The organism is Pseudomonas sp. Z18(2022) (assembly GCF_036346535.1).
GTDB classification, from domain to species: domain Bacteria; phylum Pseudomonadota; class Gammaproteobacteria; order Pseudomonadales; family Pseudomonadaceae; genus Aquipseudomonas; species Aquipseudomonas yamanorum_A.
Genome location: NZ_JAOTOA010000012.1, coordinates 136332 through 149748, shown reverse-complemented (window position 1 = coordinate 149748; position 13417 = coordinate 136332). Strand labels below are relative to the sequence as shown.

General features: G+C 61.6%; 18 protein-coding genes. All 18 read left to right on the top strand.

Annotation, left to right across the window (positions count from 1 at the left end; genetic code table 11):
- The first annotated feature begins 1 nt into the window (after position 1).
- A complete protein-coding gene (locus V3W39_RS22245) occupies positions 2-637 on the top strand; it encodes a hypothetical protein (protein ID WP_177046850.1) in 636 nt (211 codons plus the stop codon).
- 99 nt (positions 638-736) lie between these two features.
- On the top strand, positions 737-910 hold the full coding sequence (locus V3W39_RS22240) for a hypothetical protein (protein ID WP_177132930.1): 174 nt from the start codon (positions 737-739) through the stop codon (positions 908-910).
- Between the two features lie 2 nt (positions 911-912).
- On the top strand, positions 913-2079 hold the full coding sequence (locus tag V3W39_RS22235) for a tail protein (RefSeq protein ID WP_010170109.1): 1167 nt from the start codon (positions 913-915) through the stop codon (positions 2077-2079).
- Positions 2079-2585, top strand: a complete 507-nt coding sequence (locus V3W39_RS22230; protein WP_177132926.1) for a phage major tail tube protein — start codon at positions 2079-2081, stop codon at positions 2583-2585. Before V3W39_RS22235 ends, V3W39_RS22230 begins: the two co-directional genes overlap by 1 nt.
- A 166-nt stretch (positions 2586-2751) precedes the next feature.
- Positions 2752-3333 carry a phage tail assembly protein gene (locus tag V3W39_RS22225; protein ID WP_177046844.1) on the top strand — a complete coding sequence of 194 codons (582 nt, stop codon included), beginning with the start codon at positions 2752-2754 and terminating at the stop codon, positions 3331-3333.
- Between the two features lie 128 nt (positions 3334-3461).
- Positions 3462-4892: a tail tape measure protein gene (locus V3W39_RS22220; RefSeq protein WP_330213351.1), complete on the top strand. Its 1431-nt coding sequence runs from the start codon at positions 3462-3464 to the stop codon at positions 4890-4892.
- Entirely contained in the window at positions 4892-5275 is a 384-nt protein-coding gene (locus V3W39_RS22215; RefSeq protein ID WP_177079724.1) for a phage tail protein, read from the top strand. Before V3W39_RS22220 ends, V3W39_RS22215 begins: the two co-directional genes overlap by 1 nt.
- On the top strand, positions 5268-5480 hold the full coding sequence (locus V3W39_RS22210) for a tail protein X (RefSeq protein ID WP_177046838.1): 213 nt from the start codon (positions 5268-5270) through the stop codon (positions 5478-5480). Before V3W39_RS22215 ends, V3W39_RS22210 begins: the two co-directional genes overlap by 8 nt.
- Positions 5481-5489: 9 nt before the next feature.
- Complete coding sequence (locus V3W39_RS22205) at positions 5490-6500, top strand: phage late control D family protein (RefSeq protein WP_330213350.1); 1011 nt, start codon at positions 5490-5492, stop codon at positions 6498-6500.
- Between the two features lie 57 nt (positions 6501-6557).
- Complete coding sequence (locus V3W39_RS22200; protein WP_330213349.1) at positions 6558-7142, top strand: phage tail terminator protein; 585 nt, start codon at positions 6558-6560, stop codon at positions 7140-7142.
- Positions 7139-7321, top strand: coding sequence for a DUF2635 domain-containing protein (locus tag V3W39_RS22195; protein WP_177046832.1), 183 nt, complete (start codon positions 7139-7141; stop codon positions 7319-7321). Before V3W39_RS22200 ends, V3W39_RS22195 begins: the two co-directional genes overlap by 4 nt.
- Complete coding sequence (locus V3W39_RS22190; protein WP_330213348.1) at positions 7321-8817, top strand: phage tail sheath subtilisin-like domain-containing protein; 1497 nt, start codon at positions 7321-7323, stop codon at positions 8815-8817. Before V3W39_RS22195 ends, V3W39_RS22190 begins: the two co-directional genes overlap by 1 nt.
- Positions 8818-8881: 64 nt before the next feature.
- Entirely contained in the window at positions 8882-9229 is a 348-nt protein-coding gene (locus V3W39_RS22185) for a phage tail tube protein (protein ID WP_177132914.1), read from the top strand.
- A complete protein-coding gene (locus V3W39_RS22180) occupies positions 9226-9522 on the top strand; it encodes a phage tail assembly protein (protein ID WP_017480155.1) in 297 nt (98 codons plus the stop codon). Before V3W39_RS22185 ends, V3W39_RS22180 begins: the two co-directional genes overlap by 4 nt.
- 5 nt (positions 9523-9527) lie before the next feature.
- Complete coding sequence (locus V3W39_RS22175; RefSeq protein ID WP_010170085.1) at positions 9528-9653, top strand: hypothetical protein; 126 nt, start codon at positions 9528-9530, stop codon at positions 9651-9653.
- Positions 9653-11146 (top strand): hypothetical protein, encoded by a 1494-nt coding sequence (locus V3W39_RS22170; protein WP_330213347.1) that lies wholly within the window; start codon positions 9653-9655, stop codon positions 11144-11146. Before V3W39_RS22175 ends, V3W39_RS22170 begins: the two co-directional genes overlap by 1 nt.
- On the top strand, positions 11133-12371 hold the full coding sequence (locus V3W39_RS22165; protein ID WP_330213346.1) for a DNA circularization protein: 1239 nt from the start codon (positions 11133-11135) through the stop codon (positions 12369-12371). Before V3W39_RS22170 ends, V3W39_RS22165 begins: the two co-directional genes overlap by 14 nt.
- Positions 12372-12374: 3 nt before the next feature.
- Positions 12375-13412, top strand: coding sequence for a phage baseplate assembly protein (locus V3W39_RS22160; protein ID WP_330213345.1), 1038 nt, complete (start codon positions 12375-12377; stop codon positions 13410-13412).
- Positions 13413-13417: the final 5 nt, after the last annotated feature.

Genomic DNA, 13417 nt, shown 5'->3' with positions numbered 1-13417 from the left:
TATGACGATTTTCTTTCATGCCCAAACATTAGGTTTTTACGATACCCGAGCCCATGGCGAGCGGACACTTCGGATCCCCGATCCGACGTGGGAAAGGCCTATGGTCAACATTCCGGATCCCGCTTGGGAAGTTGATCCCAACGCCCCTGAAGCGCAACGGCCTACCGTTGGCATTGCAGATGTCACGGCAGAACCACCCTTGATTGAAGTGGCAAATCCGGACTGCTGCCTGCCGCTCGCAGGAGAGCTGCGGGAAGTCAGTCTTGAAGAGTACCAAGCACTTTTCGCAGCTCAAGCCTCTGGCAAAGTGATCGGGGCCGATGGTAATCGCCCCATTATTTTGGAACCGCCCGAATTGACGTGGGAACAGCGCAAGCTTGAGTGTGTTGCGGTAGTTCGGGCGTTTCTGGATCAGACGGCCAAGTCCGCAGGATATGACGATATCAAGAATGCGATTAGCTATGCCGATGAGCCGGCAGTACCGCGCTTTCAGGCTCAGGGCCAGGCCTTCCGTTCCTGGCGGTCGCTGTGCTGGGCTTACTGCTATGAGCAGTTTGATGCCGTCGAGCAGGAGACGCGCGAGGTGTTCAGTCCGCAAGATCTCGTTTCTGAATTACCACAACTAGCACTTCCGTAAAAAGAGCGTTAGCAGATCGCCTAACGGCCCCATGTTCCATTCTCGTGACAGTCACACAAAACCGCCTTGGCGGTTTTTTTTTCGCCTGGAGATCCACCTATGGCCAATCGCCAAACCTACACCGTCCTCATTCCATTCCCCACCGGCAACGGCCACTGGTCTACCGCCGGCGAGGAACTGGAACTGCTGGACGTCGAAGCATCCGCCCTGCGCACCGCTGGCCGCCTGGAACTCACCAGCGTCCTCAATTCCACCCCGAAGAAGGCTGAATAACCATGGCTGAGGTTTTGAACTTCGAGCACAACGGCATCACCGTGAACGCCACCGAATCCCCCGAGGCCATGGGTGGCCTGGGCGATAACGTCATCGGCCTGGTGGGCACTGCCCCCAACGCCCATGCGTCGATCCCGAAAAACGCCCCGTTCCGCATCAACAGCTTCACCACCCAGGCGCTGCTGGATCCCACCGGCGCCGAGACCGGCACGCTGTTCCACGCCGTGTACCAGATCCTCAAAGTGGTCAAGGTGCCGGTCTACGTGGTGATCGTCGACGAGGGCACCACCCCGGCCGATACCCTCAATAACGTAATCGGCGGTGAAGAGCCGGTAACCGGGCGCAAACTGGGCCTCGCCGCCCTGGCCAGCGTCCCCGAAGACCTGACCATCATCGGCGCCCCTGGCTTCACCGGCACCAAGGCCGTGGCCGGCGAATTCGCTTCCTTTGGCAAGCGCATCAAGGCCCGTGTGGTGCTGGATGGCAAGGACGCAACCGTCGCCGACCAGGTGACCTACAGCGGCGAACTGGGCGGCGCCGATCTCGGTTTCGACCGTTGCCTGCTGGTGCACAACATGCCGTCGGTGTACTCCAAGGCCGCGAAGAAAAACGTGTTCCTGGCGCCGTCGTCCCTGGCCATCGCGGCACTGGCCAAGGTCAAGCAGTGGGAAAGCCCGGGCAATCAGGTGACCTTCGCCGAAGACGTTTCCCGCGTGGTTGAGTACAACATCCTCGACACCTCCACCGAAGGCGACCTGCTCAACCGCTACGGCGTGAGCTACTACGCCCGCACCATCCTCGGCGGTTTCTCGCTGCTGGGTAACCGCTCCATCACCGGCAAGTTCATCAGCTACGTGGGCCTGGAAGATGCGATCAGCCGCAAGCTGGTCAAGGCCGGCCAGAAAGCCATGGCCAAGAACCTCACCAAGTCGTTCATGGACCAGGAGGTGAAGCGCATCAACGACTGGCTGCAAACCCTGGTAGCCGACGAAACCATCCCCGGCGGCAGCGTGTACCTGCACCCGGAATTGAACAGTGTCGAGAAGTACAAGAACGGCACCTGGTTCATCGTCATCGACTACGGCCGCTACGCGCCGAACGAACACATGATTTATCAACTCAACGCCCGCGATGAAATCATCGAGCAGTTCCTGGAGGACGTTCTCTAATGTTTACCAACCGAGTCAGACAGGCCATTGCGGCCACCCTTCAGGGCTTGCCGTTGTCGGCCACTGTGGAAGAGTTCACCCCGCCGAAGATTGAATTCGACATGGAACCCATGTCCGGTGGGCGGTTCATCGCCGAGGAAATGGCCAAGAGCGGCAAGGTGTTGAATGCCAAGTTGATCCTGCAAGGTGCCGGCCCGGAAATCATGCTGGCCTTGGGCGTGCGCCTGGGTGACGACATCCTGCTGAACGTGCGTGAAGCGGGCCAGGACCAGGATGGCCGGACCTATTTCACTTATCACACCGTGGGCGGCAAGCTCAAATCCCTGGAGGAAGCGAAGCTGAAGATGGGCGAGAAGGCGACTACCACGCTGGAGCTGTCCTGCCGCACCTACAACCGCCTGGAAAACGGCATCCCGGTGATCGACATCGACGTGCGCACCCAGAAATTCGTGCTCAACGGCGTCGACATCCTCGGTGATGCCCGCCGCGCGGTGCTGATGCCGTAAGCCCCTTGCGATTTCTGTAGGAGCTGGCTTGCCTGCGATGCAGGCGACTCGGTGTATCCATTGCACCGAGGCGATGCCATCGCGGGCAAGCCCGGCTCCCACAGTGATCGCGCTGGCCCCGAGAGGTGCGGTGCTTTTCAACAACGTTTGACCAAGGAATTGACTCATGGCCTGGATGCCTCCGCTGCACATCCTGCTGTCCCCGATCACCGCCGACACCGGCGCGACAATCGAGCAGGTGCAACTCAAGCCGCTGTACTACGCCGCGCAAAAAGACGCGCTGGTCCGGGCCGGTGATGACGAGGATGACCAGTTTTTTGAACTGGCGAAACTCGCCACCGGCCTGTCGGAAAAAGAGCTCGACCAACTCAAGCGCCCGGACTACGTGACCATCGCCCAGTACGTGCATGACATGTCGACCCGTCCGGCCTCGTTCTTCCTGGACGCAGCCCGCGAGCCCAGCGATTCGGCCACCACCGAGCAGGTGAAACTGCTGCTGCCGCTCAACGCCGCCGGCCGCACCCTGACTGCAGTGACCCTGGAAATGCCGGCCCTGCGCGCCACCAAAGTGATGAAAAAACTCACCACGGCCAAAGAGCGCGCCGAGTTCATCACCGCCCATTGCTCCGGTCTGATGATCCCCGACCTGGCGGACCTCACCGTGCCCGACTGGACCGAACTGCAGGAGCGCATCGACGATTTTTTAAATCAACCGGCGGCCTTCTTTCGGAGCGCGACATCGACGTAATCCTCGACGTCGTGCCGCTGGTTTACTCGGTAAACGAAGCGGAAATCCTGGACTGGGAAGTCGGAAAAGCATTACGCCGCTACGACATCGCGATCACTCGCCTTGGCGTCAAACAGGAGTAGAGCGGGATGCAAATGAACTACAGACTGGCGTTTGCCGGGCAGACGTATGACCGAGAGCTTTCAGCGGACCTGTCACCGGCGGCCCAGGATTTGACTGGACCCTCCTCCCTAGATGCGGTGCCTACCGGGCAGACGGATCTTGGCCTGGCGCTGGCCAATGCCAGCCTGGAAATCAACGGCTTGACCCTGGAGCAGGTGCGGCTGCGCGAGACCCTGGAAACCCTCAACAGCACGTTGTTCATTAACGGGGGTTCGCTGGCGACCAAGACGGCTGATGCCGCCGTTGGCGCGCCGAAGAGCGAGCAGAAGGACCCGGCAACGGCCTCTGATTCCTGGGTGGACAAGGGCCTCAAGGCAGGGGCAGATCTCGGGAAGGATTTGGGTTCGAGCCTGTGGGATACGGTCAAGACCCGAGTGGCCGGCAATATGGTCGATGTGACGCTTGGCAAGATTCCGGGAGTCGGGAAACTGTTCAAGGACGGGGGGCTCGATAAAGACAAGGACAAGGACAAGGGCGGCGACAAGCAATGTTGCCCTGGTACCGCCGGCCTACTTGAAACGGCGGCTGCACAGCTACCCGAAAGCGTTGGAGAGACGGTCCGGAAGAAAGATAAAGCTCGCACCCCCGGGAATATGAAGAAGCGGCGCGTCAAGCTTCCCAAGCCAGGACAAACGGTTCCACGTGGACCTACGGCGGCCGTCGAGGGCAAGTTGGCGGATCTCAAGCCGCAACGTCTTCCTCGCTTGGCCAATGCCACACCCCAGCTCAATGCAATGGGCCAGCCGCTTGTTCCTTTCTCGGCCAAGCAGGCGGCTCAGGCGTCGACCCATCTCCCTGGCAATTCGTTTGCCTCCTACGCGGCGCCGCCGGCAAATCGGCGTATGCCGGGCAGTTCGAGCAAAGGCCTGGCCGCGAGTTTGTCGGGGGCGTTTGCCAAATTGGAATCGGCAGGCACCCGCCGCCTCGGCCCGTTGAAGTACGTCGACACCGCGATGGATGTGGTCCAGGGCGTACGCAATGGCGACGCAAAAGCTGTTGCCTCCGGCCTCAGCACCGCGGGCGGTGCCTGGGCAGGAGCTTCCGCCGGCGCCGCTATCGGCACCCTGATTTTCCCCGGTGTCGGTACTGCTGTCGGCGGCGCAATCGGTGGTTTGCTGGGCAGTGAGGCGGGCACCTGGCTCGGTGACAAACTGTTCGGTCCAAGTGATCGCTTGCCCGCACCCAATGCGGTGAGCAAGGAACTCAACAGTGCCCGCACGGACAATGTCCAGGTCACGATTGCCCCGAGTATCCAGATCACCGGCGTCAACCCCGCTGACGCTCAGCAAGTCGTCAACCAGGTGATTCAGGCCCTGCAATTCCAATGCATGCCGATGGTCACTGACACGCTGGGTATCCGGCGCAACGCAGCACTGGCCGATCCAGGAGGTGATTGATGCGACAACAAATGGTACTCGGCGATTTCATCTTTGGCCTGTCCCGGGGCTTTACCTATTCCTCGCTGGTGCGTAACAGCGACGGCGGCTGGAGTGACCTGACGATTATTGCCAGCAAGCCCCAGTCGCGACAAAACGGTCAGAAACTGGAAAAACTCACGTTCAGCGGCACGGCCATGTACGCCGTCGGCATGCAGCGCCTCGACGAACTGCGCGCGCTGCAAAATGCGCGGGTGCCGTTGCCCCTGGTCGATGGTGTCGGGCGCAACTGGGGCCTGTGGCGGATTAATACTGTCGTGGAAACCCAGGGCAATGTGATCGATGACGGCACCGCCATGGTCATGACCTGGACCCTGGAACTGGAGGAATTCGTCAATGCGTAGAGCCCGAAGTATTGCCGGTGATTCGGTCAACCTGTTGCTCTATCGCGAGCTAGGACGATGCGATGACGCAGCTGAAGAAACCCTTTGGCGCCAGAACCCCGGCCTCGCAGAGTACGGCCCGGTGTTGCCAGCCGGTGTGTGGGTAAGTGTGCCCGAACTGGAGTCGCGGCCAACGGCCGTGCGCCCCGTTTCGGCTTGGGATTAAGGAGGCAGCATGGCCCAGGGATTTACCCCGATCGTGGAGTTTTACGGCGCCAATGCGGCGCTGCTCAATCAACGCCTGATGCACTGGAGCCACACCGACGCGGCGGGCATTGAGTCCGACCGACTTGAACTGACCCTCAATCTCGAGGGCCTGGAAGGCCTGCCGAGTCTCAGTGGAAAAATCGGCTTGCGAGTCGGGTACCAGGAGTCGGGGCTGGTGGAAAAAGGCGAGTTCGTCGTCACTCAGCGAACCCCGGTGCTGTTCCCCATGCGCCTGATGATCGTCGCCACGGCGGCGCCCTTCAGCGTGGTCGACAAAACAGGCTACCGTCAGCGCCGATCTGCCAGTTATGGGCCGACGACCTTGGGGGCGTTGTTTCGCCAACTGGTGGGTCGTCACGGTTATTCACCCCGTGTGGCGCCGTCTTTGGAAGGGATTGTGATTCCCCATATCGACCAGTCCAACGAAAGCGACATGGCCTTTATCACACGCCTCGCCAAGCGTTACTGCGCGGTCAGCAAGCCGATCAACGAGCTGTATGTGCTGGCTGAAAGTGGTCAGGTCAAATCGCTGTCCCTCCAGCAACTGCCGGAAGTGAAATTATCCATCACGGCTGACAATCGCCCCGGTGACCAGGCCTTTATCACCGCCAGGCTCGATGAGAAATCCCGGGCGAAATACGAGGGTAGCCGCGTCGCCTGGTGGGATGCGGCGGCGGGCAAGCAGCGCGTGGTTCAGGTCGGCAATGCCCCGTTCAAAACCTTGCGCCAACGCTGCCAGAACGAAGCGGAAGCGCGTGCCGTGGCCGAAGGTGAGCTGCGCCGTGTTGGCCGTGAAGATTTGCAGTTGCTGATCGATTGCCCCGGCAACCCGTTGCTATCCGCCGAAGGCTTGCTGCTGCTGGATGAAACCTGGCCGTCGTACATGCAGGGACGTTGGTCGATCAGCAAGGTGACGCATGTTGGCGACCCGGCGACGGGGTATCGAAGTTCGATTGTTGCTGGCGGGTTGTCTGTCTAGCCGCGCCCCCTCAACCAAACCCGCTCCCGAGCGGGTTTTTTATTGCCCGGTGAACCCATGAAGATCACCCCGTTACTGAATCACCTGCGTGATCACTGCCAAGGCTTCAACCAACAGATCCATGCCGGCCTTGATCTCGATGCCCTGCAAACCCTGCCTGACGCACCTGCTGCGGTCATCACGCCGATCGCCGACGAAGCCGCTGCCAACAGCTCACAAAACACCACCCGACAAACCCTGCGCGAGCATTTCGGCGTGGTGCTGGTACTCGATCTGGCGGACGGCCAACAAGCCATGGCGATGGACCAACTCCACGCCCTGCGCGCCGAAGTCTGGCGTGCCCTGGTGGGTTTCAGGCCCGAGCGTTTCTACGAACCCATCCAGTACGAAGGCGGCGACTGGCTGCTGTTGACGAAAACCCGCGGGCTGTACCGGCTGCGCTTTTTCGCCGAGTTCCAACTGGGACGCAACCTCAGCACACAGCCAGCCGAAACCTGGCCCGAGCTTGAGCTGGACGCTTTGCCGTCCTTCACCGGGGTGACGGTGCGGGTCGATGCCATCGACCCGGCCGACGCCAATCTGCAACGCCCAGGCCCCGACGGGCGCCTGGAAATGACCTTTTCTGCCGAGGTAAAACCATGAGCAAACGCATCACCGTACTGCCGGTTTCCGGCCGTGCCGTACCTGACCCGGAGGCGGGCGATCTGCTGCCGGCCGAAGGTCGCGAAGTCCCGGACAACGCCTGGTGGCGTCGACGTCTGGCCGATGGCGACATCACCACCAAAGCCGTCAAGGCGGCAAAACTACAGGGAGCCAAATAATGGCGATTGGATTCAGTCATATTCCGGCGGACATTCGTGTGCCGCTGTTCTACGCCGAGATGGACAATTCGGCGGCCAATAGCGCGTCGTCGGCCTTGCGCCGGCTGATCGTGGCCCAGGTCAACGACAACGTCACCAGCCCGGAAATCGGCAGCCTGGTGCTGGTGTCGAGCGCGGCCATGGCCAAGCGCATCGGTGGCCAGGGTTCGATGCTGGCGTCGATGTACGAGACGTTCCGCAAGAGTGACCCGGTGGGCGAGATCTGGTGCCTGCCGCTGCACAGCACCGAAGGCAGTGCCGCCAAGGCGGATCTCAAGCTGACCGGCACCGCGAACCAGGGCGGCATTCTCAGCCTGTACGTCGGCGGCACCCGGGTTCAAACGACTGTGATCAATGGCGCCACGGCAGCCGTTGCCGCCACCGCCCTGGCGCTGAAAATCAACGCCAGTGCCGACCTGCCGGTGAGTGCGGTAGCCGCCGATGGCACTGTCACCCTGACCGCCAAATGGACCGGTGACAGCGGCAACGACATCAGCCTGCAACTCAACCGTTTGGGTCAGAGTAACGGCGAACAAATTCCCGACGGCCTCACCGCCGTGATCGGCAAAATGGCGGCGGGCGCCGGTGTACCAGACCAACTCGCAGCGCTGGCGGCACTGGGCGACGAGCCGTTTGAATTCATCTGCATGCCCTGGGCCGACACCACCAGCCTCAATGCCTGGCAGGCAGTGATGGATGACAACAGCGGTCGCTGGTCGTGGGCCAAGCAACTGTTCGGCCACGTCTATACCGCAAAGCGCGGCACCATCGGCACCCTGGTGGCGGCCGGGCAAGGGCGTAACGACCAGCACGTGACCATCCAGGCCATGGAGCCGGGCGTGCCGCAACCGTTCTGGGTTCAGGCCGCTGCATTGGCGGCGCGCACCGCGGTGTTTATCTCCGCCGATGCCAGCCGTCCGACCCAAAGCGGCAGCCTGCCAGGCCTCGACCCGGCCGACGCCAGCGAGCGCTTCACTCTGACCGAGCGCCAATCGCTGCTCAACTACGGCATCGCCACGGCTTACTACGAAGGCGGCTACGTGCGCATTCAGCGGGCGATCACCACCTACCAGAAGAACGCCTTCGGCCAGGCGGACAACTCCTACCTGGACAGCGAAACCCTGCACCAGTCGGCCTTTATCGTGCGCCGCCTGCAAAGCGTGATCACCAGCAAGTACGGGCGCCACAAACTCGCGGCTGACGGCACGCGCTTTGGCGCCGGCCAGCCGATCGTGACCCCGAGCACTATTCGCGGTGAGCTGATCGCCCAGTACGCCAAGCTGGAACTGGAAGGCCATGTGGAGAACGCCGAGCTGTTCGCCGAGCACCTGATTGTCGAGCGTGACAGCCAGGACCCAAGCCGGGTCAACGTGCTGTTCCCGCCCGATTACGTCAATGGGCTGCGGGTGTTTGCGCTGCTCAACCAGTTCCGTTTGCAGTACGACGCGGCGGTGTAACCCCCGCGCTTTTCGCAACTGATTCCAGCCCGCCGCGTGCGGGCATATTTTTGGGAGAAACATCATGGGTCAACTGATTGCGGGCACCTGCTACGTCAAAGTGGACGGCGCTCAACTGACCATCAACGGCGGCTGCGAGGCACCGTTGATGGCCGTCAAGCGGGAAACCGTGGTACCGGGTTTCTACAAGGAAACTGACATCACTCCGTCGTTCAAAGTCTCGGCGCTGCATACCCCGGACTTCCCGCTCAAGCAACTGATCGCCGGCACCGACATGACCGTCACCTGCGAATTCAACAACGGCAAAGTCTACGTGCTGGCCGGTGCCTACCTGGTGGAAGAACCGGTGGCCAAGGGCGACGACGCCGTGATCGAGCTGAAATTCGAAGGCATCAAGGGGACCTGGCAATGACCGACACGGTGAAGCTGCAAGTGGCCATCGAGGCCCATGGCGAGCCGCTGACCGAACTCACTCTGCGCCGCCCGACGGTGCAGGAAGTGCGGGCGATCAAGGCGCTGCCGTACAAGATCGACAAGGGCGAAGACGTGAGTCTGGATCTCGATGTGGCCGCCAAGTACATCGCGGTGTGCGCGGGTATTCCGCCGTCGTCGGTCAACCAGCTCGACCTGGTGGACTTCAACGCGCTGAGCTGGGCCGTCGCCGGTTTTTTCATGAGTGCGGCGCAGGCTCCGTCGCCGAGCTGATTGCGGTGGCCTATGACCTGGCCTGGTTCTGGAAGGTTGACCCCGAACAGATGCTGGCCAGGCCTTTGGATACGCTCCGGGAATCCCTGGAGCATGCGCAACGGATCAATGCGATGCAGCAGGTGCAGTGATGGCAGAAGCTCAGAAAGTAGAAAGTACCGCCGTGCGCCTGACCGGCATCGACCAGCTGTCGCCCAAGCTTGCTGCGTTGCAGGCCACCGTCGGGCGCTTCCGGCAGAACCTGGAACAGACCGGCCTCGGCAAGCTGGACATCGCTGGTTTGGTGAAGGGCGGCGGGCTGGCGGCGCCGTTTGTCAGCGGTATCAAATCGGCATTGGCGTTCAAGGCTGAGGTCGGCGGGGTGAGTGCCGCCGTGGGGCAGGGCGTTACCGAAGCGGCGGCGCAGGGGATGAAGGATTTCAACGCGTCGCTGGACAAGGTCTCGGTGGCTTTCGGTACCGCACTGTTGCCGGCCGTCACGGCGGTGGTGGTCGGGCTGGAGCCGTTGCTGGCGTCGGTGGCCCAGGTGCTCACTGAAAATCCGCAACTGGTGCAGGGCCTGGCTGCCGGCGCGGTGGCGTTTACCGCGATACAGGCGGCCGTCACCGGCGTGTCTCAGGCACTCGGCTTGATGCAACTGGTGCTCAGCGCCAATCCGATTGTGCTGGTTGCCGTCGGCATTGCGGTGGCCGCGGGATTGATCGTCGCCAACTGGAAGCCGATATCGGCGTTTTTTGTCGGGCTTGGCGAGCGCGTGATGTCGGCGATTGGAACCCTGGGCGAGTTTTTTCAGACGGTCTTTGCGTTTCGTCCGCTGGAACAACTGATGCGCCTGTGGTGGCCGATCACTGGTTTTTTTGCCGCGCTTTGGGACTTGCTCAAGGCGCTCAGCGTGCCGGTGGTCGAGTTCATGAAGAGCCTGTTCAGTTGGTCACCCTTGGGGCAAATCATTGCCAACTGGGGCGTGATCAGCGGGGTGTTTGCGGCGATCTGGAGTGACTTCAAGCTCACCGCGCTGGCGGCCTTCACCGTCGTCAGCAGTTACTTCGACTGGTCACCCCTGGACAAGATCTCTGCCGTCTGGGGCACCGTCACCGGTGCATTTGCCTCGATCTGGAGCGATATCAAGTGGCAGGCCCAGGATGCCTTTGTGGTGTTGAGTGGCCTGTTCGACGATTGGCATCCGATGGAGCAGCTCGAAGCCATGTGGGCACCGGTACTGAGTTGGTTCACCGAGTTGTCGGAGAAGCTTGCGGTGATCACCGCGCCGATTCGCAAGCTGTTTGATGGTGGGCTGGGTGAAGCGATCAACCGGGCTACCGGCAGTGTGGTGGAGTTGACCACTGAGCAGCAGGCGCGCAATGCCGAAAGCGCGCGTAATCCATCCTGGTTTCGCAAGGGGCCTGAGTTGATTTCGCCGCTGGCGTCCAGCTCCAGTTCGCTGCTGCAACAAACCGCCGCCAACAACCGCACCCAGCTCAATGGCGACCTGCGGGTGAGTTTCGACAATGCTCCGGCCGGCCTGCGGGTCGACCAACCCCGCACCAACCAACCCGGCCTGAGTGTCACCCCGCGTGTCGGCTACCGTTCCCTGTCCCTTGGAGGCTCCAATGAGCTGGCGTGATCGTTTGTTGCCGGCGTCGTTTCGTGGCGTCAGGTTTTGGGTCGACCAGGCAAAAGTCCCGGTCGGCAAGAAGGGCCAGTTGCACGAATACCCTCAGCGCGACCTGCCGTTCTTTGAAGGGCTCGGCCAGCAATCCAGGGTGCATGAGCTGACGGCGTTTGTGGTGGGCGAGGATTGCCTGGAGCAGCGCGACAAGCTGCTCAAGGCCCTGGAGGAGGGCGCCGGCGAACTGGTGCACCCTTGGCTGGGAAGGTTGCAGGTCAAGGTCGGCGAGTGCGAAATGACCCAGACCCGTCAGGATGGCGGGCTGGTGACATTTGCCCTGAAGTTCTATCCCGACGAACCCTTGAAGTTTCCTACTGCGGCGGTCAATACCCGCCAGTTGTTGCTGGTGTCGGCTGACAGTCTGCTGGGTTCGGCAGTACTGCGTTTTGAGCAGGCCGTCGCGCTGGTGAAGCAGGCGCGGGTGGGCATCCAGGCGTTGCGCAATGGCCTGGCAGAGGTTTACCAGGTGATTGAGCAGCAGTTTGCCCCACTGATTCAGGTGTATGGCGACCTGAATGCCTTGGTCAAAGCCATCAAGGACGTGCCCAAGGAATTGAGCGCCGAGTTCAAGGGCCTGCTCGGCGATGTGAAGGAGCTGAAGGCGTTTGCCCGCACGGGTTATCGCGGCATGTTGGCCAACCTCTCGCAGCAGGTGGAAGCGGCTCGGAATATCGACGTGCCAAAGCTGACCACTGGCAAGGACAGCGTGGCCGCCGTGCAGGCCACCGCCAATCTGGTACAGGATGCGTTGTGGGTGAAGATCGCCCATTGGCTGGCGGATGTACCGGTGGCGACCAAAGCGGTGACCCTCAGCACCACGCCGTCCCTGGCGCAGCAGGCGGCACAGCCGGTGCAGCGCCGTGAAGTGCCGGTGGCTGACGATGTGCTGGTGCTGCGTGACCTTCTGAACGAAGCCATGTGGCAGTCCGCATTGAAGGCCGACGCCGGGCACTACGTTGCACTGAACGACTTGCGCCAACAGATGTTTACGCATCTGACGGCGGTGGCTTCGTCTGGTGTACGACTGGTCAACCTGACGCCGATGCGCAGCATGCCGGCCCTGGTGTTGGCTTATCAGCGCTTTGGTGATGCGACGCGAGTGGGCGAGGTGGTGCAGCGCAATCGGGTGGCGCATCCGGGCTTCCTGCCGCCTGCCGACCTGCAAGTGGTCAGGGAGTAACCCATGAACGATCTGGACAATGCCGTCACCCTGACCGTTGACGGCCTGGACTATGGCGGCTGGAAAAGCGTCGAAATCAGCGCCGACCTGGAACGCCAGTTTCGCACCTTCACCCTCAACATCACCTGGCAATGGCCCGGGCAAACCCTGGCGGTTCCCATCAAACCGGGTGCCCGCTGCCAGGTACGGATCGGTTGCGACCTGGTGCTCACCGGCTTTGTGTTCAAGGTGCCGGTCAGCTATGACGGCAAACAGATCAGCCTGAGTATCGAGGGCGGTTCGCTGACCCAGGACCTGGTGGACTGCGCCGCGATCAACCAGCCCGGTCAGTGGCGTGGGCAAAGTGTGCTGAGCATCGTGCGTGCACTGACGGCTACCTATGGCGTCGAGGTGCTCAGCGAGATTGCCGAGACCACGCGTTTGCATACCCACAGCATCGTGCCCGGCGAGACGGTATTTCAATCCATCGACCGCTTGCTGACGTTGTATCGGGTGTTCTCCACCGACGACGCGGACGGACGCCTGGTGTTGGCGTTGCCCGGCAGTGCAGGGCGAGCGAATGACAGCCTGGAGCTGGGCAAGAACATCCTTTCGGCGAATGCTTCGAGGGACTTTGGTTCGGTGTTTTCCGAGTACCGGGTCATCGGCCAGCACAAGGGCGATGATCAGAAAAGCGCGACGGCGGTGAGTGAGGTTTCAGGCATTTCCCGGGATGAAAAAGCCACGCGAAAACGCGTCACGGTGATCAGCGAACCGACGCAGTTGACGCCTGAGTTGGCCCAGCAACGCGCCGACTGGGAGCGCTCCACCCGCACTGGCAAAGCCCTGACCACCACCTACACCGTGCAAGGCTGGCGGCAGTCCAACGGCGATCTGTGGCGCCACAACCTGTTGGTGCGAGTGATCGATCCGGTGCTGGGTTTTGACCGGGACCTGCTGATTTCCAGGATTACTTATTCGCTTTCCGAGCAAGGTTCGATCACCACCCTGCAGGTGGCGCCGCCGTCCACCTTTGATGCCAATCCGTTGCCCTCTGCTTAACCCCC

Bases quoted from the DNA above. Each gene is read 5' to 3' on its own strand.
- V3W39_RS22180 (WP_017480155.1), top strand. From the start codon at position 9,226: ATGACCGACACGGTGAAGCTGCAAGTGGCCATCGAGGCCCATGGCGAG.
- V3W39_RS22160 (WP_330213345.1), top strand. From the start codon at position 12,375: ATGAACGATCTGGACAATGCCGTCACCCTGACCGTTGACGGCCTGGAC.
- V3W39_RS22170 (WP_330213347.1), top strand. From the start codon at position 9,653: ATGGCAGAAGCTCAGAAAGTAGAAAGTACCGCCGTGCGCCTGACCGGC.
- V3W39_RS22225 (WP_177046844.1), top strand. From the start codon at position 2,752: ATGGCCTGGATGCCTCCGCTGCACATCCTGCTGTCCCCGATCACCGCC.
- V3W39_RS22200 (WP_330213349.1), top strand. From the start codon at position 6,558: ATGAAGATCACCCCGTTACTGAATCACCTGCGTGATCACTGCCAAGGC.
- V3W39_RS22185 (WP_177132914.1), top strand. From the start codon at position 8,882: ATGGGTCAACTGATTGCGGGCACCTGCTACGTCAAAGTGGACGGCGCT.
- V3W39_RS22240 (WP_177132930.1), top strand. From the start codon at position 737: ATGGCCAATCGCCAAACCTACACCGTCCTCATTCCATTCCCCACCGGC.
- V3W39_RS22190 (WP_330213348.1), top strand. From the start codon at position 7,321: ATGGCGATTGGATTCAGTCATATTCCGGCGGACATTCGTGTGCCGCTG.
- V3W39_RS22195 (WP_177046832.1), top strand. From the start codon at position 7,139: ATGAGCAAACGCATCACCGTACTGCCGGTTTCCGGCCGTGCCGTACCT.
- V3W39_RS22230 (WP_177132926.1), top strand. From the start codon at position 2,079: ATGTTTACCAACCGAGTCAGACAGGCCATTGCGGCCACCCTTCAGGGC.
- V3W39_RS22165 (WP_330213346.1), top strand. From the start codon at position 11,133: ATGAGCTGGCGTGATCGTTTGTTGCCGGCGTCGTTTCGTGGCGTCAGG.
- V3W39_RS22220 (WP_330213351.1), top strand. From the start codon at position 3,462: ATGCAAATGAACTACAGACTGGCGTTTGCCGGGCAGACGTATGACCGA.
- V3W39_RS22235 (WP_010170109.1), top strand. From the start codon at position 913: ATGGCTGAGGTTTTGAACTTCGAGCACAACGGCATCACCGTGAACGCC.
- V3W39_RS22205 (WP_330213350.1), top strand. From the start codon at position 5,490: ATGGCCCAGGGATTTACCCCGATCGTGGAGTTTTACGGCGCCAATGCG.
- V3W39_RS22210 (WP_177046838.1), top strand. From the start codon at position 5,268: ATGCGTAGAGCCCGAAGTATTGCCGGTGATTCGGTCAACCTGTTGCTC.
- V3W39_RS22215 (WP_177079724.1), top strand. From the start codon at position 4,892: ATGCGACAACAAATGGTACTCGGCGATTTCATCTTTGGCCTGTCCCGG.
- V3W39_RS22245 (WP_177046850.1), top strand. From the start codon at position 2: ATGACGATTTTCTTTCATGCCCAAACATTAGGTTTTTACGATACCCGA.